This window comes from Pantoea sp. PGP6 (assembly GCF_053474785.1).
In genome coordinates this window covers 1,697,900-1,719,024 of the sequence record NZ_JBQBMA010000001.1, presented here as the reverse complement: position 1 = coordinate 1,719,024, position 21,125 = coordinate 1,697,900, and the positions used below count along the sequence as shown (strand labels likewise).

Annotated in this window: 14 protein-coding genes and 1 tRNA gene; 1 reads left to right on the top strand and 14 read right to left on the bottom strand. The window is 57.6% G+C overall.

The window, feature by feature from the left end:
• Window positions 1-67 precede the first annotated feature (67 nt).
• From ACLIBF_RS08060 to ACLIBF_RS08000, 13 genes are all read right to left on the bottom strand, one after another.
• Window positions 68-1,732 (bottom strand): ABC transporter ATP-binding protein, encoded by a 1,665-nt coding sequence (locus ACLIBF_RS08060; RefSeq protein WP_279810484.1) that lies wholly within the window; start codon window positions 1,730-1,732, stop codon window positions 68-70.
• Entirely contained in the window at window positions 1,729-2,580 is an 852-nt protein-coding gene (locus ACLIBF_RS08055) for an ABC transporter permease (RefSeq protein WP_031377057.1), read from the bottom strand. The genes ACLIBF_RS08060 and ACLIBF_RS08055 overlap by 4 nt, the downstream gene beginning before the upstream one ends.
• Window positions 2,577-3,533 carry an ABC transporter permease gene (locus tag ACLIBF_RS08050; protein ID WP_031377056.1) on the bottom strand — a complete coding sequence of 319 codons (957 nt, stop codon included), beginning with the start codon at window positions 3,531-3,533 and terminating at the stop codon, window positions 2,577-2,579. The genes ACLIBF_RS08055 and ACLIBF_RS08050 overlap by 4 nt, the downstream gene beginning before the upstream one ends.
• 172 nt (window positions 3,534-3,705) lie before the next feature.
• Complete coding sequence (locus ACLIBF_RS08045; RefSeq protein ID WP_031377055.1) at window positions 3,706-5,313, bottom strand: ABC transporter substrate-binding protein; 1,608 nt, start codon at window positions 5,311-5,313, stop codon at window positions 3,706-3,708.
• 80 nt (window positions 5,314-5,393) lie between these two features.
• Complete coding sequence (locus ACLIBF_RS08040) at window positions 5,394-6,671, bottom strand: NAD(P)/FAD-dependent oxidoreductase (RefSeq protein ID WP_448309513.1); 1,278 nt, start codon at window positions 6,669-6,671, stop codon at window positions 5,394-5,396.
• A gap of 10 nt (window positions 6,672-6,681) precedes the next feature.
• Window positions 6,682-7,350 (bottom strand): haloacid dehalogenase type II, encoded by a 669-nt coding sequence (locus tag ACLIBF_RS08035; protein WP_448309512.1) that lies wholly within the window; start codon window positions 7,348-7,350, stop codon window positions 6,682-6,684.
• A gap of 28 nt (window positions 7,351-7,378) precedes the next feature.
• Window positions 7,379-8,848 (bottom strand): aldehyde dehydrogenase family protein, encoded by a 1,470-nt coding sequence (locus ACLIBF_RS08030; RefSeq protein ID WP_279810486.1) that lies wholly within the window; start codon window positions 8,846-8,848, stop codon window positions 7,379-7,381.
• A gap of 465 nt (window positions 8,849-9,313) precedes the next feature.
• Window positions 9,314-10,771 (bottom strand): NAD-dependent succinate-semialdehyde dehydrogenase, encoded by a 1,458-nt coding sequence (locus ACLIBF_RS08025; protein ID WP_031377052.1) that lies wholly within the window; start codon window positions 10,769-10,771, stop codon window positions 9,314-9,316.
• 158 nt (window positions 10,772-10,929) lie between these two features.
• Window positions 10,930-11,889, bottom strand: coding sequence for an HTH-type transcriptional regulator Cbl (cbl, locus tag ACLIBF_RS08020; protein WP_031377051.1), 960 nt, complete (start codon window positions 11,887-11,889; stop codon window positions 10,930-10,932).
• A 2,279-nt stretch (window positions 11,890-14,168) separates the two neighbouring features.
• The gene (gene nac, locus ACLIBF_RS08015; RefSeq protein WP_279811243.1) at window positions 14,169-15,086 is read right to left on the bottom strand and encodes a nitrogen assimilation transcriptional regulator NAC; all 918 of its coding nucleotides are present in this window, start codon (window positions 15,084-15,086) and stop codon (window positions 14,169-14,171) included.
• Window positions 15,087-15,575: 489 nt separating this feature from the next.
• Entirely contained in the window at window positions 15,576-16,601 is a 1,026-nt protein-coding gene (locus ACLIBF_RS08010; RefSeq protein WP_448310381.1) for an ABC transporter permease, read from the bottom strand.
• Window positions 16,602-16,624: 23 nt separating this feature from the next.
• Window positions 16,625-18,109 carry a sugar ABC transporter ATP-binding protein gene (locus ACLIBF_RS08005; RefSeq protein WP_031376308.1) on the bottom strand — a complete coding sequence of 495 codons (1,485 nt, stop codon included), beginning with the start codon at window positions 18,107-18,109 and terminating at the stop codon, window positions 16,625-16,627.
• 32 nt (window positions 18,110-18,141) lie between these two features.
• Window positions 18,142-19,065, bottom strand: coding sequence for a sugar ABC transporter substrate-binding protein (locus ACLIBF_RS08000; protein ID WP_069729732.1), 924 nt, complete (start codon window positions 19,063-19,065; stop codon window positions 18,142-18,144).
• A 505-nt stretch (window positions 19,066-19,570) separates the two neighbouring features.
• Here ACLIBF_RS08000 and ACLIBF_RS07995 point away from each other — a divergent pair.
• Window positions 19,571-19,646, top strand: a tRNA-Asn gene (locus ACLIBF_RS07995).
• A gap of 129 nt (window positions 19,647-19,775) precedes the next feature.
• On the opposite strand, the gene ACLIBF_RS07990 is transcribed toward ACLIBF_RS07995, so the two are convergent.
• Entirely contained in the window at window positions 19,776-20,867 is a 1,092-nt protein-coding gene (locus ACLIBF_RS07990) for a YncE family protein (RefSeq protein WP_031376310.1), read from the bottom strand.
• Window positions 20,868-21,125: the final 258 nt, after the last annotated feature.

The window sequence follows — 21,125 nt, the reverse complement described above, 5'->3', positions numbered from 1 at the left end:
GCAGAGACCTCTGTCAGATGCGCTTCGCTGCGTCTCTACCGCTGTGCGGCGAATGACGTAACGGGGCCTACTCCGCTTTCAGCACCTCTTCATGCTCATCCAGCCAGCCCTGACGCAGTTCCGGTACGGCCCGCTTCAGGCGCTCAAAATAAAGCTCACTGGTCGGCTTATCGTAATCGTTGCGCGCCAGCTGCGTGACGATACGTCCGCTCTTCATCACCACGATTTCATCACACACCGCGCGTACCGCATGCATATCATGGCTGATAAAGATCACTGAGAGACCCAGTTCGCGGCGCAGCTCGCTGATTAAGTCCAGCACCGCTGCGGCCACCACGGTATCCAGTGCCGAGGTCACCTCATCACACAGGATCAAATCCGGCTCAGCTGCCAGTGCGCGCGCCAGATTCACCCGCTGTTTCTGCCCACCGGACAGCGCCCATGGGCGACGCCACAACACGCTGCGCGGCAATTTGACCAGATCCAGCAGCTGCCAGAGCCGCTGTTGCCGGGCCGCACCGCTCAGACCGTGAAACAGGGTCAGCGGCCGCGACAAAATGCGTTCGACGCTGTGCGCCGGATTGAGTGCGGTGTCCGCCATCTGAAACACATACTGAATGCGACGCAGCTCGTTGTCAGGACGTTTTTGCATATCACCGGCAATGTAGTGGCCGTTGAACAGAATATGGCCGTGACTCGGCGCGTTCAGCCCGGCGATGGCGTGTGCCAGCGTGGTTTTACCTGACCCCGATTCGCCAATGATGCCGATTGCCTGCCCCTTCCACAGCTTGAGGTTGATCTCTTCCAGAATGCGTACTTTCGGGTGGCCGTCACTGCCGCGCGGACCGTAACCTGCATTCAGGTCGCGCACCTCCAGCAGTGGCTGAACATCAGCCGCCGCCGGGCACCAGTTGCTGGGCCGCTCTTTCTGTCGTGCCGCATCCATCAGTAACCGGGTGTACTCTGCCTGCGGCGCGCCAATCAGATGGGCGGTGGTGCCGTACTCCGCCATCTGGCCGCGCAGCAGCACCAGAATCCGATCGGCCATCTGCGCCACCACCGCCAGATCGTGGCTGACGTAAATGGCGGTGACACCACGCTGAGCCACCACGCGGCGGAACGCTTTAAGCACCTCCACCTGGGTGGTGACATCCAGCGCGGTGGTCGGTTCGTCGAGGATCACCACGTCCGGATCGCCAATCAGCGCCATCGCCGTCATCAGGCGTTGCAGTTGCCCACCGGAAACCTGATGCGGAAAGCGGTCGCCAATGGTGTCCGGGTCGGGCAGCGCCAGTTCGCGAAACAGGCCAATCGCCTTGGCCTTGGCCGCTTTACGGGTCATGGTGCCGTGGATCACCACTGGCTCGATGACCTGGTCAAGAATCTTCATGCCGGGGTTAAAGGATGCGGCGGCGCTCTGGGCAATATACGAGACTTTATTACCGCGAAAGGCGCGTAGCTGGCCCGGCGACAGGCTGTTGACGTCGGTGCCCGCCACGTGAATATTGCCTTCGGCGATGCGGCAGCCGCTGCGGGCATAGCCCATCAGCGCCATGGCGATGGTGGTTTTTCCCGAGCCGGATTCGCCAATCAGCGCCAGCACTTCGCCTTTCTGAACGGTAAAGTGAATGTCGGAGACCAGATCGATCTCTTCGCCGCGATCGGTCTGCGCGGTAACACGCAGCTTATCCACCGAAATCACCGGCATTGCAGTATGTGGCGTCACGTTCATGCTCCCTCCTTCGCCAGCGTCATCGGACGCATCGCCTGCAGGCTGTCGATAAACAGGTTGGCCCCGATAGTCAGGCTGGCAATCGCCAGCGCCGGCATCAGTACCGCGGGCGAGCCATCAAACAGTCCCTGGATATTTTCGCGCACCAGCGTGCCCCAGTCGGCATACGGTGGCTGAACACCGAGGCCAAGAAAACTCAGGCCGCTCAACAGCAGCACGATGTAGACGAAGCGCAGGCCAAAATCGGTCAGCATCGGGTGCACCATGTTAGGCAGAATGTCATGAATGGCGATGTACCAGCGGCTTTCACCGCGCAGTCGCGAGGCGCGGACGTAATCCATGCTGCGCAGCGTGCTGGCCATGGCGAAAGCGATGCGGAATGCGCCCGGCCAGTAGGTGAAGACCGCAGTCAGGATCAGCATCGGCAGCGACGAACCGAACACCGCGACAATCATCAGCGACAGCACTTTGCCCGGCAGCACCAGCAGCGCATCGTTGACCCGTCCCAGCAGCTCCTCCAGCCAGCGGCCAGCTACCGCCGCCAGCAGCGCCAGCAGCGTACCAATCAGGCTGGCCAGCAACGCGGCGCTGAGTGCCAGACCGATGGAGAACTTCGCGCCATACAGAATGCGGCTCAGCATGTCGCGCCCGAGGTAGTCGGTGCCCAGCAGGTTATCCGGCGTCAGGCCGCCCATCAGCGGTCCACCGCCGATATCATCAATGTTGTGCGGTGCCAGCTGAGTACCGAATGCCGCCATCAGCAGCCAGAACAGTGACATCAGCAGTCCCAGTCGTCCCGACCAGGAGAGCGACTGAAAAAAACGCACCGGAAGCAGGAGTGTATTCATGCGCTTCTCCATTTTGGGTTAAATGCGATGGTCAGAACATCAGCCGCCAGCAGCAGCACCAGATAACAGGCAGCAAACAGCATGACGCAGAGCTGCACCACCGGCAGATCGCGGTTGCTGACCGCGTCTACCAGCTGACTGGCGAGGCCGGGATAGCTGAAGATGGTTTCGATAATGATTACGCCGCCAAACAGATAGGAGAGGCTGAGTGAAATGGCGTTGGCAATTGGCCCGACCGCATTGGGCAGTGCGTGACGGAGCACCGCCCGCAGTGGCGATACGCCCTTCAGCAGCGCCATCTCCAGATAGGGACTGTCGAGCTGATTGATGATTGCCGCCCGCGTCATACGCGCCATCTGCGCCACCAGCACGCAGCACAAGGTCAGCACCGGCAGTGCGTAGGCCTTGAGGTAGCTCAGCAGATCGCTGTCCGGGCTGCCGAACGACATCGCCGACACCCAGTGCAGCTTGACGGCAAAAATCAGTACCGCCACCGTCGCCACCAGAAACTCCGGCACTGCGACCGTCGCCATGGTGCCGATCACCAGCACCCGATCGAGCCGTGAACCACGGTTCATCGCCGCGATGATGCCGATAATCAACGCCAGCGGCACGCAGATCAGGGTGGTGATGGCCGCCAGTTCAAAAGTGGCCGGAATACGCTGCGCCACCAGCTGCGAGACCGGCAGATGGCTGGCAAACGAGGTGCCGAAGTCACCCTGCAGCATCCCAGCCAGCCAGCTGAAGTAGCGCATCAGCAGCGGCTGATCTAAGCCCAGTTGCTGACGTAACGCTGCGACCGTTTCTGGCGTGGCGTTCTGCCCAAGGATCATTTGCGCCGCATCGCCCGGCAGCAGGCTGGTGATAAAAAACACCACCGCCGAGACGATAAGTAAAGTCAGGATGCCGGCCCCCACGCGCCGGGCAATCAGCAGCATCATGTATCGGTTCATCGGCGTACTCCTTATGACGAGCCTGGCCCACCAGGCGTAATTGTTGCTGGCAGTCCGGACACGGACTGCGCGGAACAACCGGAACGTACACGTAGTACGTGTGGATTGTGAGCACTGCCCAGCTTCAGACTGACAAATAAAATCGCCTGACTGGATAGGCGCTAAGCCAGGATCAGGCGGTCAGCCAGGCAAACTCATGGAAGCGATAACCCATCATCATGCCCGACGGCCAGGCCTCCACACCTTTCACCTTTTTGTTGTAACCGTCAGTCGAGCTGATAAAGGTCGGGATAATGGTGCCGCAATGGTCATAAATCAGCGCCTGCATATCGCCATACATCTGCTTGCGCTTCGCCTGATCGCGCTCGCCACGTGCAGCAATCACCAGCTGATCGAACTGTGCGTTCTTCCAGCCTGATTCGTTATTCGGTGCGCTAGAGAGATAAAACTGTGAGAACAGCATGTCGAGCGTCGGACGCGGGTTTATCGAGCCGTATCCCACCGGATCTTTGGTCCAGTGCGAAGACCAGTAACCATCATACGGCACGCGTCGCACTTTGAAGTTGATACCCGCCCCTCGCGCCACCTGCTGAATCAGCTGGCCGCCTTCGTTGGCGCCTTCAATATTCGGGGTGGTAATGATCTCCACCGTCGAACCGGTCATGCCGGCTTTTTTGATGTGGAATTTCGCCTTTTCGACGTCGAGTGGCCGCGGTTTGAGATCGGCGTTGTAGAGCGGATGCCACGGCGGAACCGGCGTGTCATTGCTGACGTCGCCGTAGCCCTGCAGCACGGTTTTGACCAGCATTTCACGCGGTTGCAGGTATTTCATTGCCAGCACGAAATCTTCGTTGCTGCCCGGCTTGACGTCGGTGCGCACAATCAGGTTGGTGTACATGCCCGATTTACTCTCCAGCACGCCGAAGTCAGCGGTGGCCTTGATGCGTTTGCAATCGGCTGCCGACAGGGTGGAGACAATATGCAGATCGCCCGACATCAGCGCATTGACCCGCGCCGCATTGTCGGTAACACCAATCAGCTCAACCTCATCCAGATGCGGTAATCCGGGCTTGTAGTAGTTGGGGTTTTTGCTGCCAATCGAGCGCACGCCCGGCATAAAGGCTTTGCAGATGAACGGGCCGGTACCGATGCCCTTGCTGAAATCTTTGGTGCCATCCTGCACGATCAAAAACGGCGGCGTCGCCAGCATGTAAGGCACATCGAAGTTGGCGCTATTCAGCTCCAGCAGCACCTCATGATCGCCAACTGCGCTGATGGTTTTGAACTGATCGGCCAGCTTGAAAGCGTTGGAGGCGACGGCCGGATCTTTATGGCGGCTGAGCGAGTAGACCACATCTTTGGCGGTAAAGGGTTTGCCGTCGTGGAAGGTAACGCCCTGCCGCAGTTTGATATGCCAGCTGATGCCGTCACTGGACTCCAGCGATTCAGCCAGCGCCGGCTGCGCCATCAGGCTCTTATCCAGCTCGGTCAGGCCGCTGTAAAACATGTACTGGCGGGTGTAGTCGCCGCTGTTGTTACTTTTTGCCGGATCAAGGGTGTCCGTGGCGGAGGCGTTCGACATCGCCGCCCGCAGCTTGCCGCCTTTGACCGGCTTATCATCGGCCAGTGCCGCGCCGGAGAAACCGATCAGGCCGCTGCTCATCACTGCGCCGGCTGAGAGAATTTTCATCAGGCTACGGCGTGACAGCGATCCTTCAGTGATCATTCGCGTCAGTGCCGGATTGACCGCGTCAGGCTCTTTATTATCAAATTTGCTCATCTGTACACCCTCAATAAACCATCAAGCGAACGTGAAGTGACTCTTCCGGTGGCCGGAGGTGGCCTGAACCCGGCGGGAATTTATGACAGGCGATCCTTTGCTTTGTAATAGAGCCCGGCGAGGGGCAAAAACCATGGCTTGCCGTGATAACCGGGCAGCGCTGGCCATGACGCGCGCTGCCAGGGATTTTCAGTCTGTTTTTCGGCCAGCAGATCGGCCATCAGCCGGCCCATCCACACCGACATCTGGGTGCCGTGGCCGCTGTAACCCAGCGAATAGAACAGGCCATCCTGCTCACCGGCATGCGGCAAACGATCGGCCGTCATATCGACCATGCCGCCCCAGCAGTAGGCCAGTGACGTATTGCTGAGCTGAGGAAACATCTGCGTCATGGCCCGACGCAGGATCTCGCCGCTGCGCGAATCGGAGGTCGGGTTGCTGACCGCAAAACGCGCCCGACCGCCGAACACCAACCGACGATCGGCGGTGCTGCGAAAATAGTTACCGATGTTGAGTGACGTGACGTAGGTGCGATCGTGAGGTAACACCTGGCGCAGCAAGTCTTCATCCAGCGTCTCGGTCACCACGATAAAGCTGCCGACCGGCACGATGCGGCGCTGAAACCACGGAAAAGGCCCGACGTTGGAGCAGCCTGTTGCCATCAGTACTTTGTCGGCCAGAATCACGCCCTGATCGGTATGCACCCGATGCTGATAACCACTGAGTCGCTCCAGCCGGGTCACCGGATGATGCGGGTAAATTTTTGCTCCGCTTCGGGCGGCGGCGTTGGCCAGTCCGACGCCAAACTTGCCCATGTGCATCTGTCCGCCGCGTTTTTGCAGCAGGCCACCGTGAAAATCATCGCTGCCGATCTCCTGCCGGACGGCCGCTTTGTCGAGCAGCTCAATCTCCGGGTCCACCGTGCGACGCATCAGCTCGGCGGCTTCACGCAGCCCGGCGAGGTGGGTCGCTTTGCTGGCCAGCTTGAGCTTGCCGCACAGGCGAAAATCGCAGTCGATCCGTTCGTCCCGCACCAGCTGTTCGACGTAGCTGACCGCGTCATCAAAAGCCCGATAGAAGCGACTGGCCTGTTCCAGCCCCTGACTCGCCACCAGCGCGGCAAAGTTATGCGCCACCCCGGTATTGCAGTGCCCGCCATTACGCGACGAGGCCTGACTCATCACCTCGCCACTCTCCAGCAGCACCACGCTGAGGCCGCTGCGCGCCATGCTGAGCGCCGCCGAGACGCCGGTAAAACCACCGCCAATCACCACCACATCCGCCTGTAATGGCAGCGGGTCGCTGGCGGCCCCGCTAAAGGCCGGCGCGGTGGCTTGCCAGAACGATTCCAGTTTCATGGCGCTATCCTCAGAGTCCAACGACGCCTGGCAGGCCGCCGATGTCTTTAATTTCGGTGTACTGGTAGTACGGATTGGCCGGTTCGTGACCGCGGTTGACCCACACTTTGTTTTTGATGCCGAGATCGTGCGCGGTCATCAGGTCGTAGCGGAAACTGGAAGAGACATGGAGGATCTCATCCGGGCGACAGTCGAGCTTCTCCAGCATGTACTCGAAGCCTTTCATCTGCGGCTTGTAAGCCCCCGCCTCTTCTGCGGTGATGGTCATATGGATCGGCGCACCGAGACGCGGCACGTGATGTGGGATCAGGTCGTTCATCGAGTTAGTCAACAGCACCAGCGGAAACGCCTCCGCTACTTTTGCCAGCCCGGCCGGCACGTCGGGATGCGGTCCCCAGCTGGCACAGTCGGTATAAATAAAGTCGCTGTCGGCTTTGTCCCAGCTGACACCCCACTTTTTACAGGTGCGCTGCAGGGCGTTGCTGACCACGTCGTAATAGGGTTTCCAGGCGCCCAGGACCTCATCCAGCCGATAGCTGGAGAATTCGGTAGTGAACGCGTGCATCTGCTGCGGGGCGATGCGGTCGCTGAAGCGACGCTGCGCGGCACCGGCCATGTCGAACAGAATCAGCGTGCCGTAACAGTCGAACGTGATGTATTTCGGTTTAAACAGTGCCATGTAACAACCTCGTCATTGTCAGTTGCGCTTAGAAATCGATGAGTACGCTTTTCTGGCGCTGGCAGGCCTGAAATGCCTGACGCCCTAAATCTTTCCCGATGCCCGATCCCAGGAAGCCACCGGTTGGAATAATGAAATCGCCGGAGCGGCCATAGCGGTTGATCCAGACGGTGCCGGCGTCGATGGCGCGCATCGCCCGCATCGCACGTGGCAGGCTGAGGGTGTGAACCCCCGCGCACAGGCCGTAAGTGTCGTGTGCCGCCAGCGCCAGACCCTGCTCTTCATCGTCGAACGGCTGGATGGTCAGCACCGGACCAAAAATTTCCTGCTGCACTGCCGGATTGTCCCGGCTGACGTGGCTTAGCAAGGTGGGTTGCCAGAACCAGCCGCCGTCGGTATCCGCGAAGCGTTCACCGCCCACCAGCACCTCGGCACCCTGCGCTTTGGCGGCTTCAATCACTGAACAGACCTTGTTGCCCTGACGTTCATCGATCAGCGGCGCATAGCGACTGCCTTCGTGCCAGGTGACGCCAGGAGTCACTTCACGGCACAGCCGCGCCAGCCGTTCAGTCAGTGCATCGGCAATGCCGCGCTGGACGATTAAGCGGGTGCCCGCCACGCAGGCCTGGCCGCCGTTGGCGGTGAAACCCCGCAGAATGCGCTGCGCCAGGATGTCCGGGTCACCGGCATCATCAAACACCAGCTGTGGACTTTTACCGCCAAGTTCCAGCGTGACCGGTTTCATGCCGAACTGCGCCGCATCGCTCATGATGCGCGCGCCGGTCAGGGTGGAGCCGGTGAAGGAGACTTTGCGCACCAGAGGATGTTTCACCAGCGCACTGCCGGTCACCGCACCACTGCCCTGCACGATGTTGAGGATCCCGGCCGGTAAGCCAGCCTGAATCGCCAGCTCGGCCATTCGCACGGTGGAAAACGGGGTCAGTTCAGAAGGTTTGAGCACCACGGCATTACCGGCTGCCAGCGCCGGTCCGCATTTCCATGACGCCATCGACAGCGGGAAATTCCACGGGGTGATGGCCCCAATCACGCCATAGGGTTCGGCCACCAGCATACCGAGACTGCTGTCGCGGGTCGGAAACAGGTCGCCGCTGTATTTGTCGGCGCATTCGGCATAAAAGCGAATCGCTTCGGCGGTGAACGGAATTTCGTGCAGTACCACATCACTGATTGGCCGGGTCGACCCGAGCGCTTCGAGCTGAGCCAGCAGCGGGTCCTGCTCGATCAGATCGGCCCAGCGCCGTAATACCCGACCGCGCTCACGCGGCGCACAGCCGGACCAGCCGCTGGTTTTCAGCGCCTGATGAGCCACGGTCACGGCATGGTCGACATCCTGCGGCGTGGCGTCATGCAGCGTGGCGTATACCTTGCCGTCGGAGGGACGCTTCACCGCAAAGGGCGCGCCCTGGCTCTGAAGATGCTGGCCGCCAATATAATGACCAACCGGAAGGGAAACTTTTTCAGGGTCGAAACTTAACATGGAAGAATCCTTATTTGTTACACCCGTCATTCGCTGGCTTATTAGCGTTTTAAACGTCACTTAGTTATCGCGTTAATAAGCTAATGCAGAAAGTATGCCAGCCGGGCAAAAAATAAAAATGCGTTTAAAACAGCGCAAAAAAATTTTCTGCCGTATTGGCGGAGGAATTTTTGCGGAATTGCCGAACAATTAAACAGATGATTTACTTCACAAAATTTATGCACTCTGCGGGTGCAACGCGCACGGAAATTGCACCATTACGGGTATCGCTGAGTCAGCGTTGCACCCGACGACAGAATTTCGCCTTCAATTTATCGACACAGTTCACATCATTGATAAATTTCCAGCTTTTTCAGAGTGCAGATAAATCAGAGCGCAGATAAATAAGTCAGCCGGTGAGAAAACATTCAGCAAAAAAAACGCCAGCCCGAAATGCAGGCTGACGCGTTTTTATTCACTGCTTATTCAGAGGCTGCCGATATGAAATGTTTTTTGTTCCAGGTACTCATCAATTCCATATCGCGAACCTTCCCGGCCAATGCCGGATAATTTCACCCCGCCAAACGGTGCCACTTCTAATGAAATTGCCCCGGTATTGAAGCCGACCATGCCGAACTCCAGCGCTTCCGCCACCCGCCACGCCCGGCGGATATTTTCAGTGAAGAAGTAGGCTCCCAGCCCATACGGCGTGTCATTAGCCATCGCAATTGCCTGCTCTTCATCATCAAAAATAAACAGCGGCGCGACCGGGCCGAAGGTTTCTTCATGGGCGATACGCATGCTACTGGTCACGTTACCCAGCACCGTCGGTTCAACAAAGGTACCGTTGTTGCGGCTGATCCCGCCGGTCAGCAGCGTGGCACCCTGACTCAGAGCATCGTCGATGTGTCCGTTCACTTTCTCTACTGCCCGGTTGTTGATCAGCGGGCCAATGGTGGTGCCTGGCGTAAAGCCATCACCGACTTTCAGGGTGGCGACCGCCTCCAGCAGTCTGGCGCTAAAGCGTGGATAGATGTCGCGCTGCACCAGAATCCGGTTGGCGCAGACGCAGGTCTGGCCGGCATTGCGGAACTTGCTGACCATCACCCCGGCCACCGCTATCTCAATATCGGCATCGTCAAATACGATCAACGGGGCATTGCCGCCCAGCTCAAGGCTCAGGCGTTTGATGCTGTCAGCGCTTTGCTGCATCAGCAGTTGTCCGACCCGGGTAGAGCCGGTAAAGGAGATTTTGCGCACCGTGCGGCTGGCAGTCAGCGCTTCACCGATTTCGGTCGGCAGACCGGTAAGCACCTGCAGCACGCCAGACGGGAAGCCGGCACGCTCCGCCAGTACCGCCAGCGCCAGCGCTGAGAGCGGCGTCAGTTCAGACGGTTTGACTATGATCGGGCAGCCAGCGGCCAGCGCGGGGGCGACTTTGCGGGTGATCATCGCAATCGGGAAATTCCACGGCGTAATGGCGGCTGCCACGCCGACCGGCTGTTTCAGCACCAGAATACGGCGGTCATCGCTGGGGGCCGGAATGGTGTCGCCATAGATGCGGCGCGCCTCTTCAGCGAACCATTTAACAAAGCTGGCACCGTACAGCACCTCACCTTTGGCTTCTGCCAGCGGTTTGCCCTGCTCGGCGGTCATGATAATCGCCAGATCGTCGGCATGATCAATAATCAGCTGGTGCCATTTTTCCAGCAGCGCCGCACGCGTGGCATTGGGCGTCTTTCCCCAGGCAATGCGGACCGATTCGGCATGCGCAATCGCCTGCTCAGTCTCGGTTTTTCCCAGCGCTGGAATAGTGGCGATGGTTTCGCCAGTGGCAGGATCGGTAACCGGCAGTGTGACGCCCTGCTGTGCGCCCTGCCAGCGTCCGGCGAACAACGCCTGCTGGCGCAGTAGATCGCTATCTTTCAGTTGTAGTCGCGACATAACATCCCCTTGTGAACGGCTGATTCCACTTTATCGCGGCGGGTCAGCGCAGGATGTTGTTGTCAGAGAGGAGAAAGTGTCGGAAAGGAATTTTTCGCCGCGAAAAGAAATTTTATGCCGTGCGGCGAAATGCGCACCCCAGCGGATGCGCATCAGGGTTAAATCTGGAAGTCGATTACCGGTTCATCTTCATTACCGTAGGAGAGTGCCTGACGTTTGATCTCTTCCAGTGACAGGTTAGCGTTGCACAATTCAAGGAATTGCCAGACATAGTTACGCTGTAGTTGCCCGCGCTTGAGGCCGAGCCAGACGGTGCTGGCATCGAACAGGTGCGTCGCCTCGACCCGGACCAGGTCATCGTTCTCTTCGGTTTCGCATGCCTGATCGGCCAGTATCCCGACGCCTAAACCGAGTTTAACGTAGGTTTTCACCACGTCGGAGTCCTGTGCGCTGAGCACAATATCGGGTTTCAGTCCGGCCGACTGGAAAGCCCGATCGACGCGTGACCGTCCGGTGATCCCCTGACGATAGGTGATCAGCGGATAGCGGCTGAGGGTACTGAGCGATACCGGCTGATTCTGCACCAGCTCATGCTCTTTCGGCACCAGTAAAGCGTGGTGCCAGCTGAACCACGGGAACGCCGCCAGGCTGCTGTTATTGACCAGCATTTCACTGGCAATGCCGATATCCGCCTCACCCGCCAGCAGCATGCTGACAATTTCCTGCGGCGAACCCTGATTCAGTTCCAGCCGGACGTTGGGATAGAGCTGACGGAACGCCTTAATGATTTTCGGCAGGCTGTAGCGCGCCTGGGTGTGGGTGGTAGCGATAGTCAGTATGCCGCTGGTTTCATTGGTAAAAACATCGGCCAGCCGACGCACTTTGCCGGCCTCATCGAGAATGCGCTCGGCGATGGTCAGTAATGCTTTTCCTGGCTCCGTCATGCCCAGCAGGCGTTTGCCACGCCGGATAAAAATTTCGACGCCCAGTTCATCTTCAAGGTCACGAATATGCCTGCTCACACCCGACTGGGACGTAAATAGCGTATTGGCGACTTCCGTTAAATTAAATTCACAGCGTGCCGCCTCGCGGATGATTTTAAGTTGCTGGAAATTCACGGTATTTACCTCCCTTTACGTAATCTGATTTGTTGATGGTAAGAACTATTATTGATAACAGGAAATACTAAAAAAGTTACTTATATGACAATAGGGAATAAAGGGGTGGGATTGAGGGGGGCGTGTTCGCTGCGCGAACGGGGCTGCAGAGGGTTTCGTTTGCCGGCTGGCAGCGGGCTGGGTGTTCGCTGTGAGAACGGGGCTATGAGCAGGTTTCGTTCGCCAGCAGGCAGCGGGTATGCACTGAGCGGGTTTCGCCCGCCTGGCCCTGGGTTCGCTGCGCGAACGGGCTATGAGCAGGTTTCGTTCGCCGGCTGGCTGCGGGCTGGGTGTTCGCTGCGAGAACGGGGCTATGAGCAGGTTTCGTTCGCCAGCAGGCAGCGGGTATGCACTGAGCGGGTTTCGCCCGCCTGGCCCTGGGTTCGCTGCGCGAACGGGCTATGAGCAGGTTTCGTTCGCCGGCTGGCTGCGGCAGTTTCAGTTTCGCCGCTGCCGGCGACCGACAAGGGGGCGCCAGTCGCCGCGCCCCCTTGACCCCGGGCTCCGGCCTGCTTCACCGCCGCTTCGCGGTCCCTTCGCCTCTTCCGGATTTCTCACGGACCGTCGGGACGCGCCATCCCTGGCACGACCCCGACTCTTCGCGACCTCCCTGTCGCTCGTCCTGAAATCCCTCATCGGCTCAGCGCTTCAGATGGCCTCCCTAACCCCTCGCTGTGATTTTTATGTTTCTTTATGGGTGCTTCGTTGCTGTGATGAGTGAACACTATAAGTGTCAATGTTTCTTTCACGTTAAGAGGCGTTAACCGTCAGGAAAAAGAAAGTATCCATACAGCCACCAGATGTAATCCCTGCCACCAGACACCAGGCAAAACCAGTCCATATACAAGTCAGAGAGATTACAGGCGGGGGATTTACCAGAGGCGTCCGCAGCGCTGAGGAACAACCGGAGGCCAGGAGAGCCGACAGGAGGTCGGCGAAAGGACGGATCGCGCCACGGATGGCGCGTCCGGCCGGTCCGTCGGCCGCAGGGAATGACGAAGGGACCGCGCACAGCGTGGCGCGCAGGCCGCCGGACGCCGGGATTGTTAAGGGGCGGGCGGCCGCCCCTTGACGCGTCCGCCTGCTCAGGCAACCTGAAACTCCCCATCGCCTGGCGGGCGAAACCTCACTCAATGTCAGACCGCAGCAGGTCTAACTAACCCACCAGACACCAGGCAAAACCAGTCCATATACAAGACAGAGAGATTACAGACGGGGATTTACCAGAGGCGTCCGCAGCGCTGAGGAACAACCGGAGGCCAGGAGAGCCGACAGGAGGTCGGCGAAAGGACGGATCGTGCCACGGATGGCGCGTCCGGCCGGTCCGTCGGCCGCAGGGAATGACGAAGGCACCGCGCGCAGCGTGGCGCGCAGGCCGCCGGACGCCGGGATTGTTAAGGGGCGGGCGTCCGCCCCTTGACGCGTCCGCCTGCTCAGGCAACCTGAAACTCCCCATCGCCTGGCGGGCGAAACCCGCTCAGTGTCAGACCGCAGCAGGTCTAACTAACCCACCAGCCACCAGGCAAAACCAGTCCATATACAAGTCAGAGAGATTACAGACGAGGATTTTACCAGAGGCGTCCGCAGCGCTGAGGAACAACCGGAGGCCAGGAGAGCCGACAGGAGGTCGGCGAAAGGACGGATCGTGCCACGGATGGCGCGTCCGGCCGGTCCGTCGGCCGCAGGGAGTGACGAAGGCACCGCGCGCAGCGTGGCGCGCAGGCCGCCGGACGCCGGGATTGTTAAGGGGCGGGCGTCCGCCCCTTGACGCGTCCGCCTGCTCAGGCAACCTGAAACTCCCCACCGCCCGGCGGGCGTAACCTCACTCAATGTCAGACCGCAGCAGGTCTAAATAACCCCCTGGGCACCAGCCAAAATCAGTCCATCTACAAGAAAGAGGATTTACAGACGGGGATTTTAGCAGAGGCGTCCGCAGCGCTGAGGAACAACCGGAGGCCAGGAGAGCCGACAGGAGGTCGGCGAAAGGACGGATCGTGCCAGGGATGGCGCGTCCGGCCGGTCCGTCGGCCGCAGGGAGTGACGAAGGCACCGCGCGCAGCGTGGCGCGCAGGCCGCCGGACGCCGGGATTGTTAAGGGGCGGGCGTCCGCCCCTTGACGCGTCCGCCTGCTCAGGCAACCTGAAACTCCCCATCGCCTGGCGGGCGAAACCCGCTCAATGTCAGTCCGCAGCAAGCGAAACCCGCTCAATATCAGACCGCAGCAAGCGTAACCTGCCCCATTAACTCACCAACATCAACTCACGCTCTTCGCTCATCGGCTTATTCAGCAGCGACAGCAGAATATTTTTTACTGCCTGCGCCGACGGCGACAACGGTAAACGGGCGGAGATATTCAGCGACAGCGGCAGGCTGAGTGACGGACTGTTGATCCGCGCCATCCAGGCATTGGTTGAGCCAACCAGCGAACGTGCGGCGGATTCCGGCAACACCGTGACGCCCATACCGCTGGAGATTGCCGCCGTCAACGTAGAGATCGATTCGATTTCGCCGATGATACGTGCACTCAGGCGACGCAGTGAAAACGCCTCATCGACACGTTTGCGCACTGCACTGTAGTCGCGCGGCAGGAACAGGCTCATCTGTGCCACATCAGCCAGATCGACACTGGCACCCGGACAGTCGGTGGCACCGACCAGATACAGCTCCTCTTTCATCAGCGCCATGCTGTTAATTCCGGCGGTCGGCGCACGATCGTACAACACCGCCATATCCAGCTGACCGTTCATCACTTTCTCATTCAGCGAACTGCCGCTGTTTTCATGCAGATAAACCAGCACTTCCGGGAACTGATCGCGTACCGTCTGCAACAGCGGCATGGTCAGCGATGACGCCGCCGTACCCGGTGCCAGCCCAATCGAAACCTGACCGCTTAACACCTGGCCAGCATTGATCACCGCGGTTTGTGCCTGCTCACACTGGCGCAGGATGGTCCGTGCATGCGAGTAAAGAATCTTACCGGCTTCGGTCGGTGTGACGCCGCGCTTGGTGCGAATCAACAGTTGTTGATCCAGTTCGTTCTCCAGCGTCGCAACCTGCTGACTCAGCGCAGGCTGGGCGATGTGCAGCACTTCTGCCGCCTGAGTCAGACTGCCGATATCGACGATTTTAACAAAGTACTTCAGTCGTCTTAAATTCATCTTGCCTCCGTCACTAACCCCGAATAGCTAAATTGGTCTGAGCCAACCGCGTTGTTGCTAAGGAAATTGCAAGATGCAGGCCAGGTTTCATCCGGGCAGCCATCAGCCCAACCAGAATTTTCCTAACGCGCCGGAAAATAAGCGTTTCTGATTACCTCATAAGAGTTAATAAGCGGCGGCGATAGGCTGTCCGGCGACGAAACGGCCAGTCACGCACCGCGATAGTGCAGACGCTGCGAGTCAGGCGTGCATAAAAGTGATGACCTGCAGATCCGTTTTAGTGCAGCGGTAAGCGGATAAGGCACGCACAGCCTGGCTTCAGGCGCTGGCGTGGCGGCTCAGCGTGTAAGCGTTATCAGTGGGATTTCTTATCGTTGGCGGGAATTCGCCGGGAATTCGGCGGGATCGGACTGAACATTGCCCTCTCTGCCAGGCAGCAGAGAGGGCAATGCATGCGCCAGGGTCCGGCGGCGCAGTACCGGTGGCAAATCAGCGTTTTTTACGGTTGCGATGCATATCAATCGAGACCGCAGCGACAATGATGATCCCTTTGATGATGTCCTGAATATAGGCATCGACACCGACAAAGGTGAATCCGCTTTTAATCAGGCCGAGGATCACTGCACCGATTAGCGTACCGGTGATGCGGCCGACGCCGCCCATCAGGCTGCTGCCACCGATTACGGCTGCGGCAATCGCATCCAGCTCATAGGACATCCCCATGCTCGACTGTCCGCTGCTGACACGGGCCGCCAGCACCACACCGGCCAGGCCAGAGAGCGCACCGGCAATGGTATAGACGATGATCAGGTACTTATTAACCTTGATACCCGAGACTTTGGCGGAGGTCATGTTACCGCCGATGGCGTAAACATATTTACCGTAGCGGGTATGCTTCAGGGCGATATGAAACAGCAGCGCCACCACCAGGAAAATCACCACCGGCATCGCGCCTTGGCCGATAGAGGTAAAGCCATCGGAGAGGAAGCTGATCGGGTTACCCTGAGTGTAATACTGTGCCAGACCGCGCGCCGACACCATCATGCCGAGAGTGGCAATAAACGGCGGGATACCGGTGCGGGTGATCAACACGCCATTCACCAGACCACACAGCAAGCCGACCCCGATACCGGCGGCGATCGGGATCACCGCCGGCATATTCACCAGCGACGGATACATCGGCGACAGGCTGTCCGAGGTTTGCGCCAGGCTGGCGGCGACGACGGCCGTCAGGGCGATAACCGACCCGGATGAAAGGTCGATACCGGTGGTAATGATCACCTGGGTCACGCCTACCGCGATAATCCCGATAATCGCCACCTGCAACACAATCAGGATCAGACGGTTGGTGTTGAGCAGGAAAGACTGGTCACGCACGTACCAGCCGAACATTTCAAAAATTAACGCTATCCCCACCATCACCACAAAAATGCCGGTATCTTTCGGCAATTTGTGACGCAGACTGGCGAAAAAGGAGGGGTGCTGCGGAGCTGCCGGGGTGGCAGTGGCTTTCATATTGCTCATAGTTGTCTCGCGCCTCACTCGGATGCCAACGACAGAATGGTTTCCTGATCGGCTTCTTCTTTATCGAGGATGCCGGTTATACGCCCGCCGTGCATCACCATTACCCGGTCGCTCATGCCGAGAATTTCCGGCAATTCAGACGACACCATAATGATGGCTACGCCACGGTTGGCGAGTTCACTGATTAAGCGGTAAATCTCCGCTTTTGCCCCGACGTCGATACCGCGCGTCGGTTCATCCAGAATCAGGATCTTGGGTTGCGCCAGCAGCCAGCGGGCAATCAATACCTTTTGCTGATTGCCGCCGCTGAGGTTGTTGATGATCTGATCCATGGTCGGGGTTTTGATGTTGAGTCGCCGGATTTGATCCATGCAGTCCTGCGCCATCTTCACATGGCTGACAAAACCGCTTTTCCCGCTGTACTCCGGCATGTTGACGATGCTCATGTTCTCCATCACCGATAGCACCAGAAACAGCCCGGACTTTTTGCGATCCTCGGTGAGAAACGCCATCCCCTTCTCAATCGCGGTGGACGGCGAGTCGATATTGACCGGCACACCATCAATTAAAATTTCACCGCTATCGAAGCTTTCCATGCCGAACAGGCTTTCCATCACCTCGCTGCGGCCCGCGCCTACCAGACCGGCCACGCCGAGGATCTCGCCACGGCGAACGCTGAAGTTGATATCGGTGAAGCGGTCTTTACAGCTCAGATTACGAACCGTCAGCACATCTTCGCCGATATCGTTGTTGAATTTCGGGAACAGCTGGGTCAGTTCACGCCCGACCATCTGGGTGATTAATGACTGGCGGGTGTATTTCGCCGTCTGGTCGCTGCCAATCCAGCTGCCGTCGCGGAAAATACTCACTTCGTCGGTGATGGCGAAAATCTCATCCATCTTGTGACTGATATAAATGATGGCTTTGCCCTGCTCACGCAGGTCACGGATGATGGTGAACAGATGCGCAACTTCCGTTTCAGTTAACGCGGAGGTGGGCTCATCCATAATGACGATGTCGGAATCCCACGAAACGGCTTTGGCAATTTCCACCATCTGCTGCGATGCGATACTCAGATCGCCGACCATACGATCGGCTTTCAGGCGGATGTTCAGTCGGTTCAGCAGCGTCTGCGTCATCTGATTCAGGCGGGCGTGATCGACAAAGCCAAACTTCATCGGTTCACGACCCAGCCAGATATTCTCGGCCACCGTCATGTACGGCACCAGATTCAGTTCCTGGTGGATCATCGAGACACCGGAACGCAAGGCATCCATAGTGTCCTGAAACTGCACCGGCTCCCCTTTAATGCGGATGGTGCCCTTATCGGGACGATACATCCCGATAAGGCACTTCATTAAAGTGGATTTGCCCGCGCCATTTTCGCCCATCAAGGCATGTACCGTTCCCGGACGCACCCGCAACGAGACGTTGTCGAGTGCCTTCACCCCAGGGAAGAACTTGCTGATGCCTTCGGCTTCAAGCGCAAAAGCGGTCATACATCACCTCCGTACAGCTGGGTCGGGAACGATTATTTCAGATTACGCTGGGTAAACTGGTCCATATTTTCTTTGGTAATCAACTGGTAAGGGATATTGATAACTTTCTGTACTTTTTCGCCCTTCGCCAGTTTCACCGCAGCCTGAACCGCGCCTTCACCCTGGCCCTGCGCATCCTGGAACACGGTGGCGATCATCTTGCCCTGCTTCAGCATCTGCAGCGCATCTGGCGTGCCGTCGACGCCAGCAATCAGGATTTTGTCCGGATTCTTGCCCAGCGCCTGTAAGGCACCGATTGCCATTTCATCGTTGTTCGAGGCGATGGCGTTGATGTCGTTGCCAGCGGTCATCCAGTTGCTGACCACATCCACCGCGTCGTTACGCATGAATTTTGCGGTCTGCTTCTGCACGATTTTGATGCCGGGGAATTTTGCGGCGACTTCTTCTACCCCTTTGGTGCGGTCACGGGTCGATTCATTCGCCAGGTCGCCCATCAGAATGGCGACGTTGCCTTTGCCGTTCATCGCTTTGGCGAGTGCTTCCATTTGTAAACGTCCGGCCAGTTCGGAATCGGAACCGACGTAGGCCATTTTGTCGGTCAGCTCAGCCTGTGGACGACGGTTAACGAAGATCAGCGGGATACCGGCTTTACTGGCCTGATCCATAATCGGCTTCACCGCGTTGGTGTCGACCGGGTTGACGATGATGGCGTCAACGCCCTGACCGATGAAGGTCTGAACCTGTTGCAGCTGCTGTGAAACGTCACCTTTGGCATCTTCTACCTGACCTTTAACGCCATCTTTCTGCATCTCTTTCTGCATTGAGGTGCGCAGGATGGTCAGAAAGTTGTCGTCAAACAGTGCCATAGAGACACCAACCGAGAGATCTTTTGCCATGACGGCGGCAGGCAACATGCAGGCTAACAGTGAGGCGACAATCGTTTTTTTAATGTTCATAGGAACCCTTCTTATTTGTTAACTTGCTCAGTGGCTGACACTGCGAATGAAAAATATCTTTTACATTCATCCAGCCGGGCTGGCGTCTGTTTCGGTAAATTTGAGGTAAGACTTCCGCTTCTGGCTATTTTTGTGACCGACCACTCCTTTTCACAATCACTTGATTCACAAACAATTAATTTCAAAATGACGTTTTACTTTTTCAGAAAGGTTGCGTCCGTGATGATAAGCAGTTTATTTATTCCATATAATCACGTTTTGAAATTTTTATCATAAAAGCACTGAAATGATTGTTTTAACATCGCCAAATAACAAAACTTTGACACGCATCTAACATCTGTGGAGAAATGCCTTTAAATTGAGATCCTGTTGGCAGTTTGAAAAGTCACCTAAAACCCTAAAAAAACGCCGATCCGCTGCTTTTACGAGCATCTGAACGCAATTCATCAAAGAGAGCTTTGACAAGCTGAACCCGCGCCGCTAATATTCGCCCCGTTCCAGCAATTCCTCTGTAGTTCAGTCGGTAGAACGGCGGACTGTTAATCCGTATGTCACTGGTTCGAGTCCAGTCAGAGGAGCCAGAATTAGAAAAGCCCGCTCAGGGAAACCTGAGCGGGCTTTTTGCTGTTGTCTTTTTATGGCGGCAGCGTGTCGCAGCCGTGCTGCTTCATCAGCGCCTGCGCGGCATAGCCGGACAGGCGCGGTGGTGATTACTTCAGCGCAATCCGCACGATTTCGTCAGTGCCTTTGGTAGACGAGTCCTTATTAAACTCGGCCTTCAGGGTGACGTACAGCGTGGCGTTATCCGGTCCAATCAGCAGGCTGTTAGGGTTTTTATCAAACGACCAGCTCTTTTTCACCGCGTAGGTGGTGGCGTCCAGTTGCAGCACTTTTTTCGATTCACGCTGACTGATGTAGAGTTCATTTCGCTGCGGGTTGAACTTAATGCCCAGCGCATCGCCTTCGATACGTTTGATCACCTTCCCGCTCCGTTCGTCGAACACCAGCGTGGTTTTGGCTTTGGAATCGTCAGTGACAAACAGACGGCCGGTAGCCGGATCTTCCGCCATATTAAGGAAAAGGTACTCTTTGCCATCACCCGCGGTCAGGCGTTTTTCGATTTTGTGACTGCGCGGATTGATGACCAGGATTTCGCCGGAACCGTTGGCGGCATAAATACGTTCGGTCAGCGGGGAATAGATGATGCCGGTGACCCATTTACCGGCATTTTTAATCTCGGTTTTCAGCTTAAAGGTTTTGGTATCCACCACCGAGATATAGCCAGGATCGGCGACCCGGCCGACGTATAACTCGTTGCCGTGCCACAGCACTTCACGCGCACCGGCAGGATAACCCTCTTTGCTGATCTTGCCGGGGAATACCAGCCGCTGCAGCACTTTGCCGCTCTGCGCATCCACTTTGGAGAGCGCGCCATCCAGCGAGTTGGTGGTATAGAACACGCTGCCCTGCTGATCGATGGCGGTACCGAAATTTTTCAGGTCGGTATGGGTTTCGCCTTTGGTATCCAGCGTGGCTGGATCGAGGCGATAGATCATGCCGCCATTCACATCCTTAAACGCCTGAGCACTGGCAACAAACAGCGCTTTGGACGCCGGCGAATAGGCCATCTCGTACAGACCCTCTCCCAGCGCGCGTTGCGTTATCGCCGTATCAACCGGTTTTGCTGCTTCAGCAGCAGGCGCGTCAACTTTTTTGGCCGGCGCCTGACAGGCGGTCAGGCTAAAGGCCGCGGCAACAGCCAGGGCAACAGCGGCTTTGCGCGGACTAAACAACGATTTCATGCTGAACTCCATCAAGGGATGAATCGCGCCGGTCCAGTGTGGCCGCGCGGAAGAATGAGAATCATACGCATTAACAACCGGTAATCAACTTAACCGGCAGATTGCGGCCCGCATTTCCCGCTTGATTGATGTCCGATTCGGCTTTTGTTGCCGCTATTTAGCATCAGTCGCCCCTTTTTACAGCCCTGAAAACCTGTAAACATCCGTTACTATCCGGATTAAAATGCTTTTATCTGTTTGATTATCAAAACCTTTACA